Genomic DNA, 18,627 nt, shown 5'->3' on the forward strand with positions numbered 1-18,627 from the left:
GGCGCCGCCCACCGGGGCAGCGCCCCCATCGAAAGGGGATACCCGCATGCGTCGCTATGCATCGTTCCTGGTCGCCGGCCTGTGTGGGCTGGCGATCGCTGCCTCCGTCCCGGCGCGCGACAGCGCACCGGTCGCACCGTCGCTGTTCCGCGTCGAGCTGGGGGCGGCCTCGGCGAAGCCGGTGTCCGGGCGCCTGCTGCTGTTCGCAGTCGACGCGGCCACCGCCCGCGCCCAGGCCAAGGACGGCAAGGTGGAGGAAGTGGACAGCAACATGCTCGATCCAACCCAGACCGCGATCGCCGCGCGCGAGGTGACCCACCTGGTGCCGGGGCAGGGCGTCACGTTCGATGCCGATGCCGTGGCCTTCCCCAAGGCGTTCTCGCAGCTGCCGCCGGGCGACTACCTGCTGCAGGCGGTGCTGGATACGAACCACGACTACAACTACTCCGGCCGCGATGCCGGCGACCTGGTCAGCCCGGTGGTGGAAGTCCACCTGCCCGCCGTCATGCCGCGACTGGTGCTGGACCAAGTGGTGCCCGGGCATGATCTGTGGGACATCCCCGAGCGCGCGCTCAGTCCGACCACCAGGCAGCATCTGGTCGAGGCGAAGGCCCATCTGAAGCCGATCGACTTCGTCAGTCCGGTGCTCAGCGCGTTCTGGGGCCGGCCGATCCACATGAAGGGCTGGGTGCTGCTGCCGCCGGGCTATGACGCCTCGGGCAAGACCACCTACCCGGTGGTCTACCACACCCACGGCTACACCGGCGGCTATCGCAGCGAGGCGATGACCGGCCTGACGATGTACGGCCAGATGGCCGAGAAGGCCATGCCGCCGATGATCTGGGTGCTGCTGGACGAGTCCTCGCCCACCGGCACGCACGAATTCGCCGACTCGGTGAACAACGGTCCGTGGGGTGAGGCGCTTACCACCGAGCTGATCCCGTCGCTGGAGAAGCAGTACCGCATGGACGGCAGGGCCAGCGGGCGCTTCCTCAACGGGCACTCCTCCGGCGGCTGGGCCACGCTGTGGCTGCAGACGCGCTACCCGAAGGTGTTCGGCGGTACCTGGTCGACTTCGCCCGATCCGAGCGATTTCCACGACTTCACCGGCATCGACCTGTACGCACCGCACGCCAACGTCTATCACCGCGCCGACGGCACGCCGTACCCGCTGGTGCGCGACCACGGCAAGGTGATCGCGACCTTCCAGCAGTTCGCCCAGATGGAGCGCGTGATCGGCCCCTACGGTGGGCAGATGGCCTCGTTCGACTGGGTGTTCTCGCCGCGCGGCAAGGACGGCCGGCCGATGCCGATGTTCGACCGCGACACCGGCGACGTCGATCCGGCGGTAGTCGCCTACTGGCACGACCACTACGACATCGCCCATCGCCTGAAGACCCACTGGCCTCAGCTGAAGAGGGACCTCGACGGCAAGATCCACCTCTACGTGGGCACCGCCGACACGTTCTACCTCGACGGCGCCGCGCACAAGCTCAAGGCGGTACTCGACGGGCTGGGCGCGAAGTCCTCGTTCCACTTCATCCCGGACCGTACCCACTTCGACCTCTACCGCATCGGCGACGACCGCCAGGGCCTGATGAAACAGATCACCTGGGAGATGTACGCCGTCGCCCGTCCGCACTCGACGCTGAAGCCGCCGGCACCTTGAGGGCTCGCTCACTGTCTTGGGGGGACTTCCCCAGCCGTCGTCCCGGCGCAAGCCGGGATCCGGCATCCCCGACTCTTGGGGCGGGACATCACGGGAGCCCAGCGAAAGCCGCGATCCCGTGCCTGCGGTTTTCGGGGTGGAAAACCGCTGGATGACCAGTCCTGCGGCTGCTGAAAAGCCCTCCCCGGTTTCCACCGGGATGCGGGACATCGGGGGTCGGGTAGGGCCGCTCAGCCACCGAGCCCACTGCGCCGCCACGCCTCGCTGACGGCACGCCCGCGTGCGATGTCGTCGACCACCAGTACCAGCCGGTGATCGTGATCGCTGTACTGCACCTCGATGTTCACGCCAGCCTCGGCCATGCAGCGGCAGAACGCGCCGAGCTGGCCGGGCTGGTCCTGTCGCAGCCTTTGCACCAGCACCTCGCGCACGGACTCCACCACGATGCCGGCGCCTTCCAGCGCGCGCCGCGCCGCCTCGCCATCGTCGACCAGGAAATGCGCGACGCCACGGCCTGCCACCACCCACGCGCCGCCACCTTCCACATTCACGCCGGCCTGGCCGAGGGCATCGCCCATCGCGGCGAGCGCGCCGGGGACGTTCGGCAGCAGCAGCGACACGTCGCGCAGCGTCGACGCATTCATGCGTCGGCTCCGGCAGCTTCGCGCACGTCGGCAAGCTGGCCTACCGGGAAGGCGCAGGAGCGTGCGATGAAGCAGGCACCATGCGCCTCCTCGTGCAGACGTTGCGCCTGTGCGAGCCGGCCGCCCGCGTCGATCGTTACCTGCGGCCGCAGCGTCGCCTCGCGGAACGCGCCGATGCCCGTAGCGTCGAAAGCCAGCACCGCATCCGGCCGGTCGCGATAGTCGAGCACGCGGATGCCGGCGCGCGCGCACAGCGCCAGGTAGGTCAGCATGTGGCAGGCAGACAGCGCGACCAGCAGCAGGTCTTCCGGGTTGTGCCTGCCGGCATCGCCGAGGAACACGGCATCGGCCGAGCCGCACAGGTCGGGCTTGCCGGCGATGCGCGCGCGGAACGCGCGGCCGTAGACGGCATAGCCGGCGGTGCCTTGTCCCGTGTTGCCCTCCCAGTCGAGCTCGGCGTGATAGCGATGGGTGCGCGATGGCATGGTGGCGGTTCCTGGTGGGAGGCGTCCGGCGATCATCCTGCTTGTTCGCACCCGTCGCTTCGACCACCATCGAACCATGTCGCACCCACCCGACCTCGCCGCCTTCGCCGCCGTGCTCGCCGACCGCAGTCGCGCCGCGATGCTGCTCGCGCTGATGGATGGCCGCGCGCTCACCGCCACCGAGCTGGCGACCGCCGGCGAGGTCGCCGCGTCCACCGCCAGCAGCCATCTCGGCCGGCTGGTCGAGGCGGGCTGGCTGGACGTGGTGCGGCAGGGACGGCACCGCTACTTCCGCCTGCGGGATGCCGACGCGGCATCGTTGCTGGAGCGGTTGATGACGCAGACCTCGCAGCGGGTCGCGACGGTGACGGTCGGTCCCGCGGATGCGGCCTTGCGTCGCGCACGCGTCTGCTATGACCACCTGGCCGGCAACTGCGGCACGCAGTTGTTCGAGCGGCTGCATCGCAGCGGTTGCCTGGCGACGATCGACGACGCGCCGATGCTGACGCCCGACGGCGAAGCGTGGTGCATCGCGCTGGGCGTGGACGTCGCCGCGCTGCGCGGCCAGCGTCGTCCGCTGTGCCGCAGCTGCCTGGACTGGAGCGAGCGCCGTCCGCACCTGGCCGGTGCGCTCGGCGCGGCGGTGCTGGCGCGGCTGCTCGAACGCGGCATCCTGCGCCGGCAGGCGCAGGGTCGCGCACTCACGGTGACCGCGGGATGGGAGCGTCTGCTCGAGCGGCTGGCCGTTCCCGCCTGAGCGCCGGATCAGTCGCCAGTTCCGGGCCAGGGGGACGTAGCTGCCGAAGCGCCACAGCTGGCCTCCTGGAATGGAGTCAGCCATATCGATGACCGGGCAGCAGAAGCACGCCGCCGCCCGCATCGCGCCAGGTCCCCGGGGACGTTTCGACTCATCCCGGTGCAGGCGTTTGCCACCAAGAGGCGGGGGTGCGTCTCGCATCGCGGTTGCCTGCGGGTGCTTGGCCGGCAGATCGCGGCCGGCGCCATCAGGCTTTGTTGTATCCTAGGCGGCTGCATTTGCCTGCTTGCACCCTCTTCGCCCGAGCCGGCGAAGCCGCGTCTGTGACCCTGTGGCGCAGCCAAGCCAGTCCCCTGCAGTCGATCGGTCGTGGAACGCGCGGCTGGAATTCCTGTGTGCTCTTCCTCGCGCCCCATGACGCGAGCAGGGTGCCTCTGCTCCTGAATGTCCTATTGCCATGAATCTACGCACCCTCCGCCAGGACTGGCTCTCCAACGTGCGCAACGACGTGCTGGCCGGCACCGTCGTCGCGCTGGCCCTGATTCCCGAGGCGATCGCCTTCTCCATCATCGCCGGTGTCGATCCGAAGGTCGGCCTGTATGCCGCCTCGTGCATTGCGATGACGGTGGCGATCACCGGCGGCCGGCCGGCGATGATTTCCGCGGCGACCGGTGCGATGGCGCTGCTGATGGTCACCCTGGTCAAGGACCACGGGCTGCAGTACCTGTTCCTCACCACCATCGTCACCGGCGTGCTGCAGGTCGTGGTGGGCCTGTTCAAGCTCGGTTCGCTGATGCGCTTCGTCTCGCGCTCGGTGGTGACCGGCTTCGTCAACGCGCTGGCGATCCTGATCTTCATGGCCCAGTTGCCGCAGCTGATCGGCGTGCCGTGGATGGTCTACGTACTGGTCGCGGTTGGGCTGGCGATCATCTACGGCTTTCCGCGCATCACCAAGGCCGTGCCGTCGCCGCTGGTGGCGATCGTGCTGATCACCGCGTTCACCCTGCTCACCGGCACCCACGTGCGCACGGTCGGCGACATGGGCGCGCTGCCGGCCAGCCTGCCGCAGTTCCTGTGGCCGGACGTGCCGCTGAACCTGCACACGCTGGCGATCGTGCTGCCGTATGCGATTCCGATGACGGTGGTCGGCCTGCTCGAGTCGCTGATGACGGCGGCGATCGTCGACGAGTTCACCGACACCACCGGCGACCGCAACCGCGAGTGCGTGGGGCAGGGCCTGGGCAACATCGTGGCCGGCCTGTTCGGCGGCATGGCCGGCTGCGGCATGATCGGCCAGACCGTGATCAACGTGAAATCCGGCGGTCGCGGACGGCTGTCCACCTTCTGCGCCGGCGTGCTGCTGCTGGCGATGGTGGTGTTCGCGCGCGACTGGGTCAGCTGCATCCCGATGGCGGCGCTGGTCGCGGTGATGATCATGGTCTCCATTGGTACCTTCAAATGGAGTTCGTTCCGCCACCTGCGCGAACACCCCAAGTCGTCCAGCGTGGTGATGATCGCCACCGTGATCGTGGTGGTGGCGACGCACAACCTGGCCATCGGCGTGCTGGTCGGCGTGCTGCTCAGTGCGGTGTTCTTCGCGCGCAAGGTGGGGCAGGTGATGCATGTCGGCTCGGCACTGAACGCCGACGGCCGCATGCGCGAATACCGCGTCACCGGCCAGGTGTTCTTCGCCTCGGCCGAGTCGTTCGTCGCCGCCTTCGATTTCCGCGAGGCGCTGGACGTGGTGCGCATCGACGTCAGTCGTGCGCATTTCTGGGATCTCACCGCCGTGGGTGCGCTGGACAAGGTGGTGCTGAAGTTCCGCCGCGAAGGCACCACGGTCGACGTCCACGGCATGAACCAGGCCAGCGCCACGCTGGTCGATCGACTGGCGGTGCACGACAAGCCGGAAGCTGTCGACGCGCTGACGGGTCACTAGGAGCTGCACATGAAGAATCTGCTGGTCTGCATCGACGACTCGACCTATACCCGCAGCGTGGTGGACCACGCGGCCTGGGCCGCCCAGCGGCTGCACGCGGGCGTCGAACTGCTGCACGCCATCGACCGGCATCCCGAGCGACCGGCGACGACGGACCTCAGCGGCAGCATCGGCATGGACACCGACCAGGCACTGCTGAACGAACTGGCCGGGCTGGACGAGCAACGCAGCCGGCTCGCCATGGCGCGCGGTCACCAGCTGCTGGACGCGGCCAAGGCCGATCTGCAGCAGCGCGGGATCGCCGAGGTGCGCGACTGCCTGCGCCACGGCAACCTGGTCGACTTGCTCGAGGACGAGCAGGCTGCCCACGACCTGCTGGTACTGGGCAAGCGCGGTGAGGCGGCCGATTTCGCCCGGCTGCACCTGGGCGGCACGCTGGAGCGCGTGCTGCGCGCCTCGACGCGGCCGGTGCTGGTGGCCTCGCGCGCGTTCCAGCCCATCGACAAGGTGCTGCTGGCGTTCGACGGCAGCCCGAGCTCGCGCAAGGCAGTGGATCTGGTTGCCCGCAACCCGCTGTTCGCCGGCCTGGAGTGCCACGTGGTGATGGCGGCGACCGAAGATCGCGCCGCGACCGTGCACATGGACTGGGCCCACACGCTGCTGGATGCGCTGGAGATCACCCACCGCACCGAGATCATCCCCGGCAACGCCGAGGAGGTGATCGGCGGTTACGTGGAGCGGCACGGCATCGACCTGCTGGTGCTCGGCGCCTACGGCCACTCGCGCATCCGTGAGTTGCTGCTGGGCAGTACCACCACCGCGCTGATCCGCCGCTGCCTGGTGCCGGCGCTGCTGGTGCGCTGAGGGAGCCCTGCCCAGGCGGAAGGGCCGGCGAGGACATGCGCCGGAGTCTGCCCTACTGGCCGGGGCCCTGGTCCTTCCACGGGTCGTAGCTGCCGAACCACCACAGGTGGCCTTCGAGGTCGCGGCAACTGTAGCCGGCGCCGCCGTAGTCCTTCTCTTCGTAGTCGTCCACGATCTGCGCGCCGGCGGCCGTGGCCTGGGCGTAGTGGGCGCGGCAGTCCTCCACGATCACGCAGGCGCACTGGGTTTCGCGCCCCTGGGTCTGGTCCGGGTGCAGCAGGTGTTGTCCGAAGCCGTCGTCGCGCACGCTGCCAAGCATGATCATGCCCGGGCCGTAGTTGAGCTGGGCGTGCGCGATGCCGCCGGCCTCGTCCGGGTAGACGGCGTGGCGCTGGAAGCCGAACGCGCGGCACAGCCAGTCGATGGCGGCGGGCGCGTCGCGGTAGCGCAGGCAGGGAATGATGGTGCTGCCCTGGATCGATGGCATGGCGGGTCTCCTTGGTAGCGGACGGGAGCAGTCTGGCCCGGCAGGCGCGGTGCCGTCTTGGCGATTTTCCGCGCGACTAATCGATCACCAGGTGATTCAGGTGCGGGCCGCGCTGCGCCAGGAACGTGCCGGGAGTGAGCCCGGCAAAGGCACGGAACTCGCGCACCAGGTGCGCCTGGTCGGTGAAGCCGCCGTCGGCAGCCACCCGGCACCAGTCCACGGTGCCGGCCCGATGCACCTGTGCCACCACTGCGCGAAAGCGCTGCAGCCGCGCGTAGCGCTTCAGGCCGATGCCGATCTGGCGCCGGAAGCGGGTCCGCAGGCGGTCGTCGGACAGGCCGGTCTGCTCCACCACGCCGGCGATGCGCGCCCACTGCGGCGCGCGATCCAGCGTCGCGGCGGCATGCGCCACCGCCGGATCGATCGCCGGTCCGCGCCGGTGGGCACGCAGCCATTGCTCGAGGAGCCGCAGGCGGGCCTCAGGACTGGGCGCTTCCAGCAACTGCTGGCGCAGCCGACGCGCGTGCGCGCCGAACAGATCCTCCAGATCGATGTCCCGTGCCAGCAGGGCCTGCTGGTCTTCGGCCGTGAGCGCATGCGCGCCGCCGGGTCGGAACACCACCCCCATCACGCGCACCTGCTCGGCGGTGTCGATGATCTGGCTGGTCACCCGCGGGCCGCCCAGCACGCTGCCGGATGCGCGCAGGCAGCGGCGCTGCGGTTCGTCGGTATAGACCCGCGTCTCGTCCTCGCGCAGGTTGATGATCAGCTGCGCGCCCGGTTGCGGCAGCACCCGCTCGAGGTGGTGCCCGGCGGCCGGCATGTCCCAGTCCCAGATCTTCTCGACCAGGGCATCCAGCGGGGCGGCCGGACGGCGCTGCGTGAGTCCCATGGATCGCCTCCGTCGAGGAATGGAGTTCCAGCCTCGCGCGTCGGGATCCGGCTGTCGAGTCCCGCCGGGCCCGCGCCCGGTCAGTTCTCGCCGGGCGCGGGCGGACGCGGCGAGCGGTGCACCACCATGTCCTGCGGGCGGATCAGGCGCAGGCTTTCCTCGCGCAGGCGGCTCAGCAGGGTGAACAGGATCTCGCTCTTCACCATCGAGGCGTCGCGCGGACTGCGGGTGTAGGCGTAGGCGCCAAACACGATGTGGGTGGTGGTGACGCTGTCCAGCCGCACGAACGGCGCCGGGTCGTCCAGCGTGCCGGGGTGGGCAGCAAGCACCGTCAGGATCAGGTCGCGCACGCGCGCGGCGTCGGTGTCCAGTGGCATCGGCAGGGTGAAGCTGACCCGGCCCAGCGCGTTGGCCAGGGTCACGTTGCGCACGTTCTGGGTGATCAGCTGCGAGTTCGGCACGATCACCGTGGAGCGGTCCCACAGCTGGATCTCGGTGGCGCGTACGTTGATCCGGCGGATGTCGCCTTCCACGTCGTTGATGCTGATCCAGTCGCCCACCTTCACTGGGCGCTCGGCCAGCAGGATCAGGCCGGAGATGAAGTTCGACACGATCGCCTGCAGGCCGAAGCCGATACCGACCGACAGCGCGCTGGCGATCCAGGCGATGTTCTGCAGGCTCACCTTCAGCGTGGCCAGCGCCATCACCACCACCAGCACGCCGCCGACGTAGCCGAGCAGGGTCACCATCGAGCTGCGCATGCCCGGATCGAGCCGGGTGTTGGGCAGCAGTTCGCGATCCAGCCAGCGCTTGATCACGCGTACCACGAACAGGCCGACCACCAGCACGGCGAGTGCCTTGAGCAGGTCGGCCGGCGCCAGCTTCAGCTCGCCGAAATTGAAGCCGCCCAGCAGCGTGCCGACGCTGGCGCCGAGGTCCTCCGGGCTGGCGCCCAGGCGCGACACCACGGCCCCGATCGCCAGCAGCACGGCAAACGCGCGGGTGATGCCGGCCAGCAGCGTGCGGGCCTGCTCCAGCCGCTCCGGCGTGACCTCGAACGCGTCCTGCAGGCGCTGGCCGTTGCTTCCGCGGGGCGACAGCAGCAGTTCCCACAGGTCGTTCAGCACGTGCGAAGCCAGGTACAGCGAAGCCACCACCACGCCGATCCATACCGTGTTCACCGCGATGAAGAACGCCAGCGCGATGTAGCCGGTGGCCACGCCCAGCACGCCCAGGGCGGCGGCGACCATCAGCACGCCCAGTCCGATCCCCACCCACAGCGGGCGGCCCGGCGGGGTTTCGCCGTTGGCCAGTTCGCCGCGGCGCGCGCGTGCCTGGCGCATCAGCAGGGAGAGCAGCAGGCCGCTGATCACCAGGGCGATCAATCCGCGGGTGGCCACGGTGGCCGGCAGGCTGGCGCTGATCGCGTGGTTCACCAGTTCCATCGCGCCGAGCAGGGCAACGGCCATGGCCAGCCGCCATGGCAGCGGTCGCAGCGCGCAGGCCTCGGCGTCGGAGAGTCCCGGCATCCGCCAGCTCGGCCGCGTGGCGGAGAGCAGGGCGCGGCCGAGTCCGGCGATGTAGGCACTGAGCAGGACCAGCCGCACCATCTGCAGCCCCAGCGCATGCAGGTCGCCGTCGAGCAGGCCGTTCCAGTCCAGCGACTGCAGGGCCAGTTCCGCTGCCAAGCCGGTGTTGAGCGCCGTGAGCAGGGCGATCGCCAGGGCCAGTGCACTGCGGCGCAGGTGGCCCGCCGGCACGCGGTTCTGCGTGAAGCGCAGCAGGCCGCGCTCGAGCAGCCAGCGCCCGACGCCCAGCAGCAGGGCCGCCGCCAGCAGGCAGGCGAGGAACGGCGTGCGGTTCGGCGGTTGCCATGCCGTGGCGATGGCGTCGCGCAGGTCATTGCCGAGGTTGCGCAGCCGATGCAGGTCCGCGGGCAGGCTGCGCAGCGGATCGGACCAGAACGCGCGGCTGAACGGCGTGGCCGTGCGTTCGGCCAGCCGGGTCTGGAATGCGTTGCGGCGCAGGTCCGAGAGCTGGGTGGCCAGTTGCTCGGCCTCCTGGCCCATCAACTGCGCCTGCTTCATCTGCGCATCGACATCGGCCGCCGCCTTCTCCAGCTTGCGGCGCTGGCTGCGCACCTCCGGTGTCTCGGTGGTGTTCTTGTCCGGCGCCGGGCCAAGCACGGCCAGTTGCGCCTGCGCGGCCTGCACCTGCGGCGCCAGCCCGGTCGCAACCTGGCTGGCCTGATCCTGCACGGCAAGCGCCTGGTTGCGCAGGTCGGTGAGGGCGGCCGTATCGGGCTGGCTGTCCAGCGCCTTCTTGATGCCGTCGAGCTGGCTGCGCATCTGCGCCAGCGCCTGGTCGGGCGTGGGCGGCGTGGCCGGGGCGTCGGCCTGGCGCGCTGGGGCGGCGGCGCTGCCGAGCAGGAGCAGGAGGGTCAGCAGCAGGCGCAGGAGCTTGGGCATCCCGAAATGATCGGAGGCGCCCCGCGAGGGGTCAATGGAATCCCCGGCCGGGCTGGCATCTTCGGCGGCGGGCGTTCAGGCTGGCGCGATGGATGCCCGATTCGACGTGCCGCCCGAATTGCTCGCCTGGGACGGCGACGTGCCCCGTGCCCGTCGACTGCAGGCGGAGCTGGCCACGCGAGTCCTTCTGCGAGATGACTTTCCTCCATGGCGGCGCCTCGCCGGCGTGGACGTGGGTTTCGAGGAGGGCGGCGCGATCACCCGCGCTGTCGCCGTGCTGCTCGACGCCGATTCCATGCAGCCGCTGGCCGAGGTCGTGGCCCGCCTGCCCACGCGGATGCCCTACATCCCCGGCCTGCTCTCGTTCCGGGAGCTGCCGGCCGTGCTCGCGGCGCTGGCGCAGTTGCCCGACGTGCCGGACCTGGTCTTCGTCGACGGCCACGGCGTGGCCCATCCACGCGGCCTCGGAATCGCCGCTCACCTGGGTGTGATGACCGATCTGCCGACCATTGGCGTGGCGAAGAAGATTCTGGTCGGCAGCCACGGGCCGGTTGGTCCGCGTCGCGGCGACCGGGCGGCCGTGATGCACCGCGGGCATCTCATCGGCACCGCGCTGCGCAGCAAGGACGGCATCCAGCCGTTGATCGTCTCGCCGGGTCACCGGGTAAGCCACGCCACAGCGGTGCAATGCGTGCTGGCAAGCGGCCGCGGCTACAAGCTGCCCGAGCCCACGCGTCTGGCCGACCGGCTGGCCTCGCGGCGGGATCGGCCGCGCTGATTGTCTTGCGCTCGGCCGGCAACGACCGCATGGTGATCGCCCTGCCGCCACCTTCGGCTGGTTCCCACGGATCCTCCCCATGCTCTTCCGCTGGTTCGAAAACCTGATCGACCCTTTCAGGGAACCGGTCGACGCCATGCCTCCGGCCACGGTGGGGCGCTTCTACGCGTTCTACCTGCGCCAGGTGTGGCCGATCTTCCTCGTCACCCTGCTGGTGGGGCTGGGCTTCGCGCTGATCGAGGTGGCGCTGTTCGGCTTCATCGGGCGCATCGTGGACATGGTCAATGCCACGCCTGCAGCGCAGTTCTTCCACGTGCACGGCCGTACCCTGCTGTGGATGGGGCTGGTGGCGCTGGTGCTGCGGCCGGTGCTCTCCGGGCTGCACGACCTGCTGGTGAACCAGGCGGTGATCCCGGGCCTGACCGGGCGCATCCGCTGGCAGAACCACCGCTACGTGATCCGGCAGAGCCTGGGCTTCTTCCAGAACGATTTCGCCGGGCGCATTGCCAACCGCATCATGCAGACCGGCGCCAGCCTGCGGGAGTCGGCGGTGCAGATCGTCGATGCGATCTGGTACGTGGTGGTCTACACCGGCAGCGCGATCTTCCTGTTCGCCCAGGCCGATGCCTGGCTGGCGGCGCCGCTGGTGGCGTGGATCGTGGCCTACGTGGCCACGCTGGCGTACTTCATCCCGCGCACCAAGCAGCGCTCGTGGGAGTCGTCCGAGGCGCGCTCGAAGCTGATGGGGCGCATCGTCGACGGCTACAGCAACGTGCTCACGCTCAAGCTGTTCTCGCACACCCGCCGCGAGGAGGACTACGTGGCCGACGCGCTGAGTGAGCAGATCGGCAAGACCCGCCGCATGACGCGCATGACCACCGCGATGGACATCACCATCACCTCGCTCAACGGCCTGCTGATCACCGGCACCTCGGGGCTGGCGCTGTGGCTGTGGAGCCAGGGGCGGGTGACCGTCGGCGCCATCGCGCTGGCCACCGGCCTGGTGATCCGCATCAACAACATGTCCGGCTGGATCATGTGGGTGGTCAACGGCATCTTCGAGAACATCGGTACGGTGCAGGACGGCCTCACCACCATCGCCCAGCCGCGCACCGTGCAGGACGCGCCGGACGCGGTGCCGCTGGTGGTGCGCGAGGGCAGCGTGCGCTTCGAGCGCATCCACTTCCACTACGGCAAGCAGGGCGGGGTGATCGCCGGGCTGGATCTCACCGTGCGACCGGGCGAGAAGATCGGCCTGGTCGGCCCCTCCGGCGCCGGCAAGTCCACCCTGGTCAACGTGTTGCTGCGCCTGTACGACCTCGAGCAGGGTCGCATCCTGATCGACGGCCAGGACATCGCGCACGTCACGCAGGAGAGCCTGCGTTCGCAGATCGGCGTGGTCACCCAGGACACCTCGCTGCTGCATCGCTCGATCCGCGACAACCTGCTTTACGGCCGCCCCGACGCCAGCGAGGCGCAGATCGCCGAGGCCGTGCGCAAGGCGCGCGCCGACGAGTTCATCCCGACCCTGCTGGACGGCCAGGACCGCACCGGCTTCGACGCCCACGTCGGCGAGCGTGGCGTGAAACTCTCCGGCGGCCAGCGCCAGCGCATCGCCATTGCCCGCGTATTGCTGAAGGACGCACCGATCCTGGTGCTGGACGAAGCCACCAGCGCGCTCGATTCGGAAGCCGAAGCGGCCATCCAGGACAGCCTCGACCTGCTCATGCAGAACAAGACCGTCATCGCCATCGCCCACCGCCTGTCCACCATCGCGCGGATGGACCGGCTGGTGGTGATGGACAAGGGGCACATCGTCGAGACCGGCACGCATGCCGAGCTGATCGCGCACGAAGGCCTGTATGCGCGGTTGTGGGCGCGTCAGACGGGCGGGTTCGTGGCGGTGGAGGATGTGATGGGGTGAAGAGATGGCGATTCGTCCGGCTTTCCCGCCGGAAAGCGTCGCTCGCTCTTAACACTTGTTACGACGGCACTTCCGCCGGTGTAACTCATACACCCTCACATCCGTCGTGTAACACCGGCAGCATGCGATCCAAACGTCGCCGACGCAGTCACGTAACCGCTTGATGAAATGTAGGAATTTGTCGCTTGTTGGTGGTCTGGAGCCTCAGGCATACTCGGTGCAACACCCCAGATATGGGGTCTACTAAGCGTTAGGCTTCTCCAGGAAGGATTAATGAATATCTGGCAAGTTCTAGCGCGAGGCGAGGGATTCCATCGCAATGGTTCTGCCATGCGTTTTGAGCTGAGCGGCTTCGTCTCTGCCGCAGATCCCAATGCTGCTTTCGCAAAGGCAGTTCATATTGCCAAGCAAGACTTTGTCGAGATTGGTCAAGCAGAGCAGCCGGGGTTTCCGCGCGCAGTCATCAACGCCGAAGAAGTCCAGGAATGCTCTGGCATGCCTGTCCACCAGCTAGATAAGATCGAAATCCTTTGGTTTGGCGAGCAAGAAGCCTAACCAGTCGTCCAAGCGGACGCGCGTACCGCGCGCCGCTTAACTCCAGCGTTAGGCGCCATGGGAAAGAATCCCGCTCGTTCAAAACTGCATATGGACCTCTCCATTCTCAAGAACGCGATTGGCTCCTGGTACCACCAAGATGCCTACTTGGACTTTGCCTCGGACGAAGAGATCTGGGCAGATATCTTTGCCGGGCATGACCATGCAACGCGTTCCCTACTAGCAGCGCAGCTCGCGGAGTTGCTGCAACAGAGCGATAGCGCAATCCTCGCCCTGTGGAACTCGGAGGCGCATTCGCATACTTTCACTAGTGGGGATGAGGCTAGGAGTTTCCTTGGCGCAATGCACAAGTTCTTTGAGGGTCGTGAGCATGGCGCCTAACAATTCCGTAAGAGACTTCCGATCAACCCCGGGTGCATGACGCTTTTGCCCCAGGCGTTCGGGCCACTGCCAATCATCATGTTGTCCTCCGATGGTGCGTATTGCGTGTCGATGCGATGCGGCTTCAACGGATGCCAGACTGCATTTCCGTAAACGGTCTTGTGGGGTCGATGCTGCCGACCCGGACCAGGGTATAAACCGCACCCGGCGACCTCATTCATTCATCGGACTGACCGGCGTGCGGGGATCGGCCGCGACGCGGGATGGACGTCCAAATAGTTAGTCAGGTTCTCGCCGGGTCGGTCTGACCCGTTGTCTACCGCGTCGCACGGACGGTGAAACGAATCTCTCAAACGGTGACGATGGTTCGCTGATGCCTCGGATGCTGCAGGCAGGCGTGCGGGTCGTAGTCGACGTCCCAGGCGAGCATCGCCCACGCCTGCCGCGCATGCTTGTTGGCGATCGCCACCAGCACTTTGCCGAACGGCAATCGGCGATCCAGCGTGCGTATCCACAGTTGCTCCGGCGTGGCCTGCTCCGTCGCCACCGCCTTGGCCCGCTGCAGGCTGCTGCGCGCGCCCTGGATCAGCAGCGTGCGCAGATAGGCATCGCCACGGCAGCTGATCGTGCCCAGACGCGCTCGCCCGCCCGTGGAGTGCTGCATCGGCACCAGACCCAGCCAGGCGGCCAGCTGCCGACCGTTGCGGAAGTCGGTCGCGGCGCCCAGCGTCGCCACCACCGCGTCGGCGGTGATCGGCCCAATGCCGACGATCGAGCGCAGCCGCATGCAGCGCGTATCGTCTCGCGCGTGGGCGTCGATACGGGCATCGCATGCCTCGATGCGCTCGCGCACCTGCGCCCAGTGGGCGGCCAGGTCGCGCAGCAGCTCGCGGAGCTCGCCGGGCAGTTCGTAGGCCTCCAGGTCGGCCAGCACCCGGCGTAACGCCACGTCGCTGTTGGCCACCACGATGCCGAACTCGGCCAGCAGGCCACGCAGCCGGTTGCCGATGGCCAGGCCCTCGGCCTTGTAGCCCTCGCGCACCCGGTGCCATGCCAGCCGAGCCTGCTGCTCCACCGACTTCACCGGCACGAAGCGCATGTTGCCCTGCCGGGCGGCGGTGGCGATCGCCTCGGCGTCGTTGCGGTCGTTCTTGGTGGTGCGGCTCTTGCGGAACGGGCCAACGAACTGGGCGGCGATGATCCTCGGCTGCAAGCCCAGCACCAGGCAGTGCCGGGCCCAATGATGCGCTCCGCTGCACGCCTCCATCGCCACCACGGTGCCGGCCGGCTGCTGGCCGAGCCACGCGGCAAAGGCGTCGCGCTTCACCTCCTGCCGCCGCAGCACGTGTCCGACGGCATCCATCTCGCACACCGAGAACACCCGCTTCGCCAGGTCCACACCCAGGGTTATAGTGCCCATGGAGACTTCCTCCTCTGCTGACGGTTGTGTCGCAACACCATCATGGCCCTCGAGGCCGAAAGGGGAGGAAGTCTCTTTTTTACTCGTTCAAGGCGGACGGCTCCGCCGCCGCTTATCTCTAGCGTTAGGCACCATGTCAGAGATCTTCCTGTTCACAGTTGAGCACGCCTTTCAACTTTCCGGCCGTCCAGGGCCGGTTCTTGTGCCTGGCATTCCTGGCAACTCTGACTTGCCCACCATACGGATAGGCTCTCCGCTTCTTATCGTCACACCAGCCGGAGATCGCCTCGACACCCAGCTAGCGTGCGTGGAGATGGTCAACTATGGTCAAAGACCGCGACCGTCTACTCCTTCCGTTCCAATCGGCCTGCCGCCCACGATTTCCACAGGCCAAATTCCATCCGGCAGCAAGGTCTATCTGGCAGGCGTCGAGGGAAGCTGTGCTGGTGCCTAACAACTCGTCCAAGGCGGACGCGCTGACGCGCGCCGCTTAACTTCAGCGTTAGGCCCGCAAGGAACATATGGCGTTACTGACCAAAAAACTCTGGAGCCTCAGCGCGCGCCAACGCTTTCTTGTCGTCGTCTGTGCCGCCGTGTACCTGGTCGCATTCCGCCCGTGGGATCAGGCCGACCGCTCCATTGCCATAGATGCATATGCCGGGGTGGCCGCAATGCTTGTCCTAGCTGCGCTACCTCGTGGGACGCGCCTATTCTATGCCGTCGGCGTCGCGCTCATTGTTGCGTTTGTCGTTCTCTTCGCAGGCCCTGCTGTGTTTGGCGTGCAGGCCTAACCCGTCATCCAAGCGGACGGCTCCGCCGCCGCTTAACTCCAGCGTTAGCGGTCAAAAGCATGCAGATCAACTTCTACATGGCGGACGAGGATCGACGAGCCTTTCATGACTACCTCTTCTCTCGTGGCGCTTACCTCGCACCAGACAGATGGTCTACACAAAATATTCCGCTTGTTAAAACGCACTCTGACGACCTCAACGGCTCCCGAAAGCTCAAGATTTTTAAGTCCGACCTATTTCCTGAGAGTCATTTTCAAGATCCCGCTTGGGTGACGTGGCATGCACCCACTGAGAAATTTGTTGTCCATGGTCCGGGCATCGAGTATCTGGTTTCTTTCACCGATGCGAACAACATCCATCGTGGTCGTCTCTACATGGGACTTGTCTCCCCATCCAGCTTCGTCAGCCTTGGTCAGAGTTTGACTGGCGCCTATGCGCAGCACCAAGAGAGCTACAGAGCACTAGAAAATTTCTATAAGAGCTGCGTACGCTACATCCGCAAAAATTACCGCAAGGACTCCGCGGGGTTCTATCATGGCGAGGCAAGTGACACTGCGCTCACAAGCTCTGAACTCGTAAAGGTTCAGGCCTGAGCGCTAACAAATCTTTCAAGGCGGACGGCTTCGCCGCCGCTTAACTCCAGCGTTAGTCACCTTTGAGAGGTCGGAGAAAATCAGATCATGAGATCACAAAAGCTACGTAATTTTGCGGAGCTATATGTTGTTCTTTTCGGCGCGTTGCTCTTGTCGGTGCGGGGCATCAAGGACATGATTGGCGTCTTGGCTACGGCACCAGCTTTGCCGGCCACTGCTTATGGCGCCGGCGAGCTTACGGGTCAACTCATTGGAGCGGTATGCCCACTTCTCATCGGCATCTGCCTGGTTGTCATCGCGTATCGGCACGGATTCTTCAGTCGTGCACACGTCCGGGGTGTCTAACCCGGCGCTCAGTCGACGCCAACCGCTACGCGGTTCGCCGCGGCTTAGCTCTGCGTTAGACCACTTATGCACGTTTCTAGAAGGGAAGCAAAGATGCGTCACTACCAACACTGGGAAACGTGGATAGGCTTGCTAGTTTGCGGCCTGTGCGCAGGGCTCGGGAGCTACTTCGGCGGCGAGTATTTTGGACACTCAAGTATCTCCGCAGGTATCGGCGGCGGCATCGGCGCGTTGTTGTTCCGGGTAGTCACGAAATACGTTGATCGCCGCTATTACTCTCGCGCGGCCTAACATCTCCTTCAAGGCGGACGCGCTGACGCGCGCCGCTCAACTCCAGCGTTAGGCGCCCATGGAAGTAACTCGCCGATTTTGGTTCTGGCTCACCACCCTTCTCGCTTTCCCTGGCGTGCTCTACTTCGTCGGGCTATCGTCAGCCCCAGCAGTGCCCGCGCTTCACGACTTCGTGGCTAATTACCTCTTCATGGCCGCTCCGCATCTTGTTGTCGCCGCGTTCGCGATCTCGCCAAGGCGTCAACGGCTCGGCGTGCTGCACGCGCTCATCGCCCTTAACCTTCTGCTGCTCGGGTTCTGGTGCTGGGTCCGACTTGCCGTTCCAGCTCATGAATCGGGTCTCGCGTGGGTTCTGTATTTACCCCTAGCCGGTATTGCCCTAGCTTTGCTGGGCATCGTTGCCATCCTGTTGCACAGGCGGAGACGCGGCGGCACAGTTGGCGCCTAACATCTTGTTCAAGGCGGACGGCTACGCCGCCGCTCAATTCCAGCGTTAGGTGCTCTTGTGTCCCATACGTTGCGCACACTTGCATTAGCCATGGTTGGCTCAGTTCTGGTTGGCTGTCATTCAATGGCACTCAACCGAGCCACCCCCGACCTTTCTTGGAGCGAGGTTCACTTAGCTGGTATGCACCTATCTTTGATCTCACCAAAGAAGCCAGGTGAGTCACAAGATTTGCGATTTTCTGAGAAGTATCTTGCAATCGACAGTTGCGATCATGGCTGCTGCGCGGGGCCTTTGACCGTTTGGAAGATTGAAGGTAAACGGCTCAAAACCGGATATGTCACCGATGATGGAGATGCCCTAATCAGCGTGTCCGACTCAAAGCTCGTGTTACGCGACAAGGACGGCAAAATTTATACCTATGCAATCGTTCGCCAGTAGCGCACCTAACATCTCAGTTCAAGGCGGACGGCTTCGCCGCCGCTTAACTCCAGCGTCAGCCTGGGCGGTTTCTAAGATCAAGTGCGCCACCCCGCGACAAGGTGATGCATGGGCCAGCACGATGGACATCTGAGCGCCGAAGACCGCGGTGCGATCATGGTCGGTAAGGCGTGAACCCAGTGCCGGTGTCGCCGCGTGGCGCACCCTCGGCGCAGCGCCTCTTCAGGATTCGCCGGCCCGTCGATTCAGGCCTCGTGACGCATCTCCGCGTCTGCCACCAAGGCCGAGCGGCACCGCAACGGGCAAGATTCACTTGATCCACGATGGAAGCGAACCCGGGCTCGCTCTTCAGAGTGACGGCGATTGGGGCGAGTCGCGGACGAGGCGAACGCGCATTGCGCTTCCCACTTTCAATGTATAGCAGCCCATGGGGCTTGCAGGAAGACGCGAGCGTTGAC

General features: G+C 66.5%; 18 protein-coding genes. 11 read left to right on the forward strand and 7 right to left on the reverse strand.

Going from position 1 to position 18,627, the window contains the following annotated elements; all coding sequences use genetic code 11:
* Positions 1–46: 46 nt before the first annotated feature.
* On the forward strand, positions 47–1,669 hold the full coding sequence (locus tag ATSB10_RS02375) for an alpha/beta hydrolase (protein ID WP_063670265.1): 1,623 nt from the start codon (positions 47–49) through the stop codon (positions 1,667–1,669).
* A gap of 230 nt (positions 1,670–1,899) precedes the next feature.
* Here the strand turns inward: ATSB10_RS02375 and ATSB10_RS02380 are convergent, their stop codons facing one another.
* Positions 1,900–2,313: a hypothetical protein gene (locus tag ATSB10_RS02380; protein WP_236886474.1), complete on the reverse strand. Its 414-nt coding sequence runs from the start codon at positions 2,311–2,313 to the stop codon at positions 1,900–1,902.
* Positions 2,310–2,798 (reverse strand): OsmC family protein, encoded by a 489-nt coding sequence (locus tag ATSB10_RS02385; RefSeq protein WP_063670266.1) that lies wholly within the window; start codon positions 2,796–2,798, stop codon positions 2,310–2,312. Before ATSB10_RS02385 ends, ATSB10_RS02380 begins: the two co-directional genes overlap by 4 nt.
* Before the next feature lie 76 nt (positions 2,799–2,874).
* Between ATSB10_RS02385 and ATSB10_RS02390 the strand changes: the two genes are divergently transcribed.
* The 3 genes from ATSB10_RS02390 (at position 2,875) to ATSB10_RS02400 (ending at position 6,358) form a co-directional block, all read left to right on the forward strand.
* Positions 2,875–3,555: an ArsR/SmtB family transcription factor gene (locus tag ATSB10_RS02390; protein WP_063670267.1), complete on the forward strand. Its 681-nt coding sequence runs from the start codon at positions 2,875–2,877 to the stop codon at positions 3,553–3,555.
* A 457-nt stretch (positions 3,556–4,012) separates the two neighbouring features.
* Positions 4,013–5,494: a SulP family inorganic anion transporter gene (locus ATSB10_RS02395; RefSeq protein ID WP_063670268.1), complete on the forward strand. Its 1,482-nt coding sequence runs from the start codon at positions 4,013–4,015 to the stop codon at positions 5,492–5,494.
* A gap of 9 nt (positions 5,495–5,503) precedes the next feature.
* Positions 5,504–6,358: a universal stress protein gene (locus ATSB10_RS02400; protein WP_063670269.1), complete on the forward strand. Its 855-nt coding sequence runs from the start codon at positions 5,504–5,506 to the stop codon at positions 6,356–6,358.
* 52 nt (positions 6,359–6,410) lie between these two features.
* Here ATSB10_RS02400 and ATSB10_RS02405 read toward each other — a convergent pair whose 3' ends face one another.
* The 3 genes from ATSB10_RS02405 to ATSB10_RS02415 form a co-directional block, all read right to left on the reverse strand.
* Positions 6,411–6,845: a VOC family protein gene (locus ATSB10_RS02405; protein ID WP_063670270.1), complete on the reverse strand. Its 435-nt coding sequence runs from the start codon at positions 6,843–6,845 to the stop codon at positions 6,411–6,413.
* A 76-nt stretch (positions 6,846–6,921) separates the two neighbouring features.
* Complete coding sequence (locus ATSB10_RS02410; protein ID WP_063670271.1) at positions 6,922–7,737, reverse strand: helix-turn-helix domain-containing protein; 816 nt, start codon at positions 7,735–7,737, stop codon at positions 6,922–6,924.
* Positions 7,738–7,817: 80 nt separating this feature from the next.
* Positions 7,818–10,205, reverse strand: a complete 2,388-nt coding sequence (locus tag ATSB10_RS02415) for a DUF3772 domain-containing protein (protein ID WP_063670272.1) — start codon at positions 10,203–10,205, stop codon at positions 7,818–7,820.
* Positions 10,206–10,293: 88 nt separating this feature from the next.
* Here ATSB10_RS02415 and nfi point away from each other — a divergent pair, with 88 nt between their 5' ends.
* From nfi to ATSB10_RS02435, 4 genes are all read left to right on the forward strand, one after another.
* Positions 10,294–10,983: a deoxyribonuclease V gene (gene nfi, locus ATSB10_RS02420; protein ID WP_063670273.1), complete on the forward strand. Its 690-nt coding sequence runs from the start codon at positions 10,294–10,296 to the stop codon at positions 10,981–10,983.
* Positions 10,984–11,062: 79 nt separating this feature from the next.
* Positions 11,063–12,907 (forward strand): ABC transporter ATP-binding protein, encoded by a 1,845-nt coding sequence (locus ATSB10_RS02425; RefSeq protein WP_063670274.1) that lies wholly within the window; start codon positions 11,063–11,065, stop codon positions 12,905–12,907.
* Positions 12,908–13,180: 273 nt separating this feature from the next.
* Positions 13,181–13,462, forward strand: coding sequence for a hypothetical protein (locus tag ATSB10_RS02430; RefSeq protein WP_157469001.1), 282 nt, complete (start codon positions 13,181–13,183; stop codon positions 13,460–13,462).
* 57 nt (positions 13,463–13,519) lie between these two features.
* Positions 13,520–13,843 (forward strand): hypothetical protein, encoded by a 324-nt coding sequence (locus ATSB10_RS02435; protein WP_157469002.1) that lies wholly within the window; start codon positions 13,520–13,522, stop codon positions 13,841–13,843.
* 349 nt (positions 13,844–14,192) lie between these two features.
* On the opposite strand, the gene ATSB10_RS02440 is transcribed toward ATSB10_RS02435, so the two are convergent.
* Positions 14,193–15,263 carry an IS110 family RNA-guided transposase gene (locus tag ATSB10_RS02440; protein WP_063670277.1) on the reverse strand — a complete coding sequence of 357 codons (1,071 nt, stop codon included), beginning with the start codon at positions 15,261–15,263 and terminating at the stop codon, positions 14,193–14,195.
* Between the two features lie 521 nt (positions 15,264–15,784).
* On the opposite strand from ATSB10_RS02440, the gene ATSB10_RS02445 reads away from it, so the two are divergent.
* Positions 15,785–16,054 (forward strand): hypothetical protein, encoded by a 270-nt coding sequence (locus ATSB10_RS02445; RefSeq protein WP_063670278.1) that lies wholly within the window; start codon positions 15,785–15,787, stop codon positions 16,052–16,054.
* A 59-nt stretch (positions 16,055–16,113) separates the two neighbouring features.
* Positions 16,114–16,647, forward strand: coding sequence for a hypothetical protein (locus ATSB10_RS19180; RefSeq protein WP_157469004.1), 534 nt, complete (start codon positions 16,114–16,116; stop codon positions 16,645–16,647).
* 775 nt (positions 16,648–17,422) lie between these two features.
* On the opposite strand, the gene ATSB10_RS19185 is transcribed toward ATSB10_RS19180, so the two are convergent.
* Positions 17,423–17,614, reverse strand: coding sequence for a hypothetical protein (locus ATSB10_RS19185; protein ID WP_157469006.1), 192 nt, complete (start codon positions 17,612–17,614; stop codon positions 17,423–17,425).
* Between the two features lie 174 nt (positions 17,615–17,788).
* Here ATSB10_RS19185 and ATSB10_RS19190 point away from each other — a divergent pair, with 174 nt between their 5' ends.
* Positions 17,789–18,169, forward strand: a complete 381-nt coding sequence (locus tag ATSB10_RS19190; RefSeq protein WP_157469007.1) for a hypothetical protein — start codon at positions 17,789–17,791, stop codon at positions 18,167–18,169.
* The last annotated feature ends 458 nt before the right edge of the window (positions 18,170–18,627 follow it).

Origin of the sequence: Dyella thiooxydans (assembly GCF_001641285.1) — a bacterium.
In the GTDB taxonomy this organism is placed as follows: domain Bacteria; phylum Pseudomonadota; class Gammaproteobacteria; order Xanthomonadales; family Rhodanobacteraceae; genus Dyella_A; species Dyella_A thiooxydans.

What these genes read in the sequence shown, in the direction of transcription:
- ATSB10_RS02375 (WP_063670265.1), top strand. Translation starts at nt 47, where the DNA reads ATGCGTCGCTATGCATCGTTCCTGGTCGCCGGCCTGTGTGGGCTGGCG.
- ATSB10_RS02380 (WP_236886474.1), bottom strand. Translation starts at nt 2,313, where the DNA reads ATGAATGCGTCGACGCTGCGCGACGTGTCGCTGCTGCTGCCGAACGTC.
- ATSB10_RS02385 (WP_063670266.1), bottom strand. Translation starts at nt 2,798, where the DNA reads ATGCCATCGCGCACCCATCGCTATCACGCCGAGCTCGACTGGGAGGGC.
- ATSB10_RS02390 (WP_063670267.1), top strand. Translation starts at nt 2,875, where the DNA reads ATGTCGCACCCACCCGACCTCGCCGCCTTCGCCGCCGTGCTCGCCGAC.
- ATSB10_RS02395 (WP_063670268.1), top strand. Translation starts at nt 4,013, where the DNA reads ATGAATCTACGCACCCTCCGCCAGGACTGGCTCTCCAACGTGCGCAAC.
- ATSB10_RS02400 (WP_063670269.1), top strand. Translation starts at nt 5,504, where the DNA reads ATGAAGAATCTGCTGGTCTGCATCGACGACTCGACCTATACCCGCAGC.
- ATSB10_RS02405 (WP_063670270.1), bottom strand. Translation starts at nt 6,845, where the DNA reads ATGCCATCGATCCAGGGCAGCACCATCATTCCCTGCCTGCGCTACCGC.
- ATSB10_RS02410 (WP_063670271.1), bottom strand. Translation starts at nt 7,737, where the DNA reads ATGGGACTCACGCAGCGCCGTCCGGCCGCCCCGCTGGATGCCCTGGTC.
- ATSB10_RS02415 (WP_063670272.1), bottom strand. Translation starts at nt 10,205, where the DNA reads ATGCCCAAGCTCCTGCGCCTGCTGCTGACCCTCCTGCTCCTGCTCGGC.
- nfi (WP_063670273.1), top strand. Translation starts at nt 10,294, where the DNA reads ATGGATGCCCGATTCGACGTGCCGCCCGAATTGCTCGCCTGGGACGGC.
- ATSB10_RS02425 (WP_063670274.1), top strand. Translation starts at nt 11,063, where the DNA reads ATGCTCTTCCGCTGGTTCGAAAACCTGATCGACCCTTTCAGGGAACCG.
- ATSB10_RS02430 (WP_157469001.1), top strand. Translation starts at nt 13,181, where the DNA reads ATGAATATCTGGCAAGTTCTAGCGCGAGGCGAGGGATTCCATCGCAAT.
- ATSB10_RS02435 (WP_157469002.1), top strand. Translation starts at nt 13,520, where the DNA reads ATGGGAAAGAATCCCGCTCGTTCAAAACTGCATATGGACCTCTCCATT.
- ATSB10_RS02440 (WP_063670277.1), bottom strand. Translation starts at nt 15,263, where the DNA reads ATGGGCACTATAACCCTGGGTGTGGACCTGGCGAAGCGGGTGTTCTCG.
- ATSB10_RS02445 (WP_063670278.1), top strand. Translation starts at nt 15,785, where the DNA reads ATGGCGTTACTGACCAAAAAACTCTGGAGCCTCAGCGCGCGCCAACGC.
- ATSB10_RS19180 (WP_157469004.1), top strand. Translation starts at nt 16,114, where the DNA reads ATGCAGATCAACTTCTACATGGCGGACGAGGATCGACGAGCCTTTCAT.
- ATSB10_RS19185 (WP_157469006.1), bottom strand. Translation starts at nt 17,614, where the DNA reads ATGAGCTGGAACGGCAAGTCGGACCCAGCACCAGAACCCGAGCAGCAG.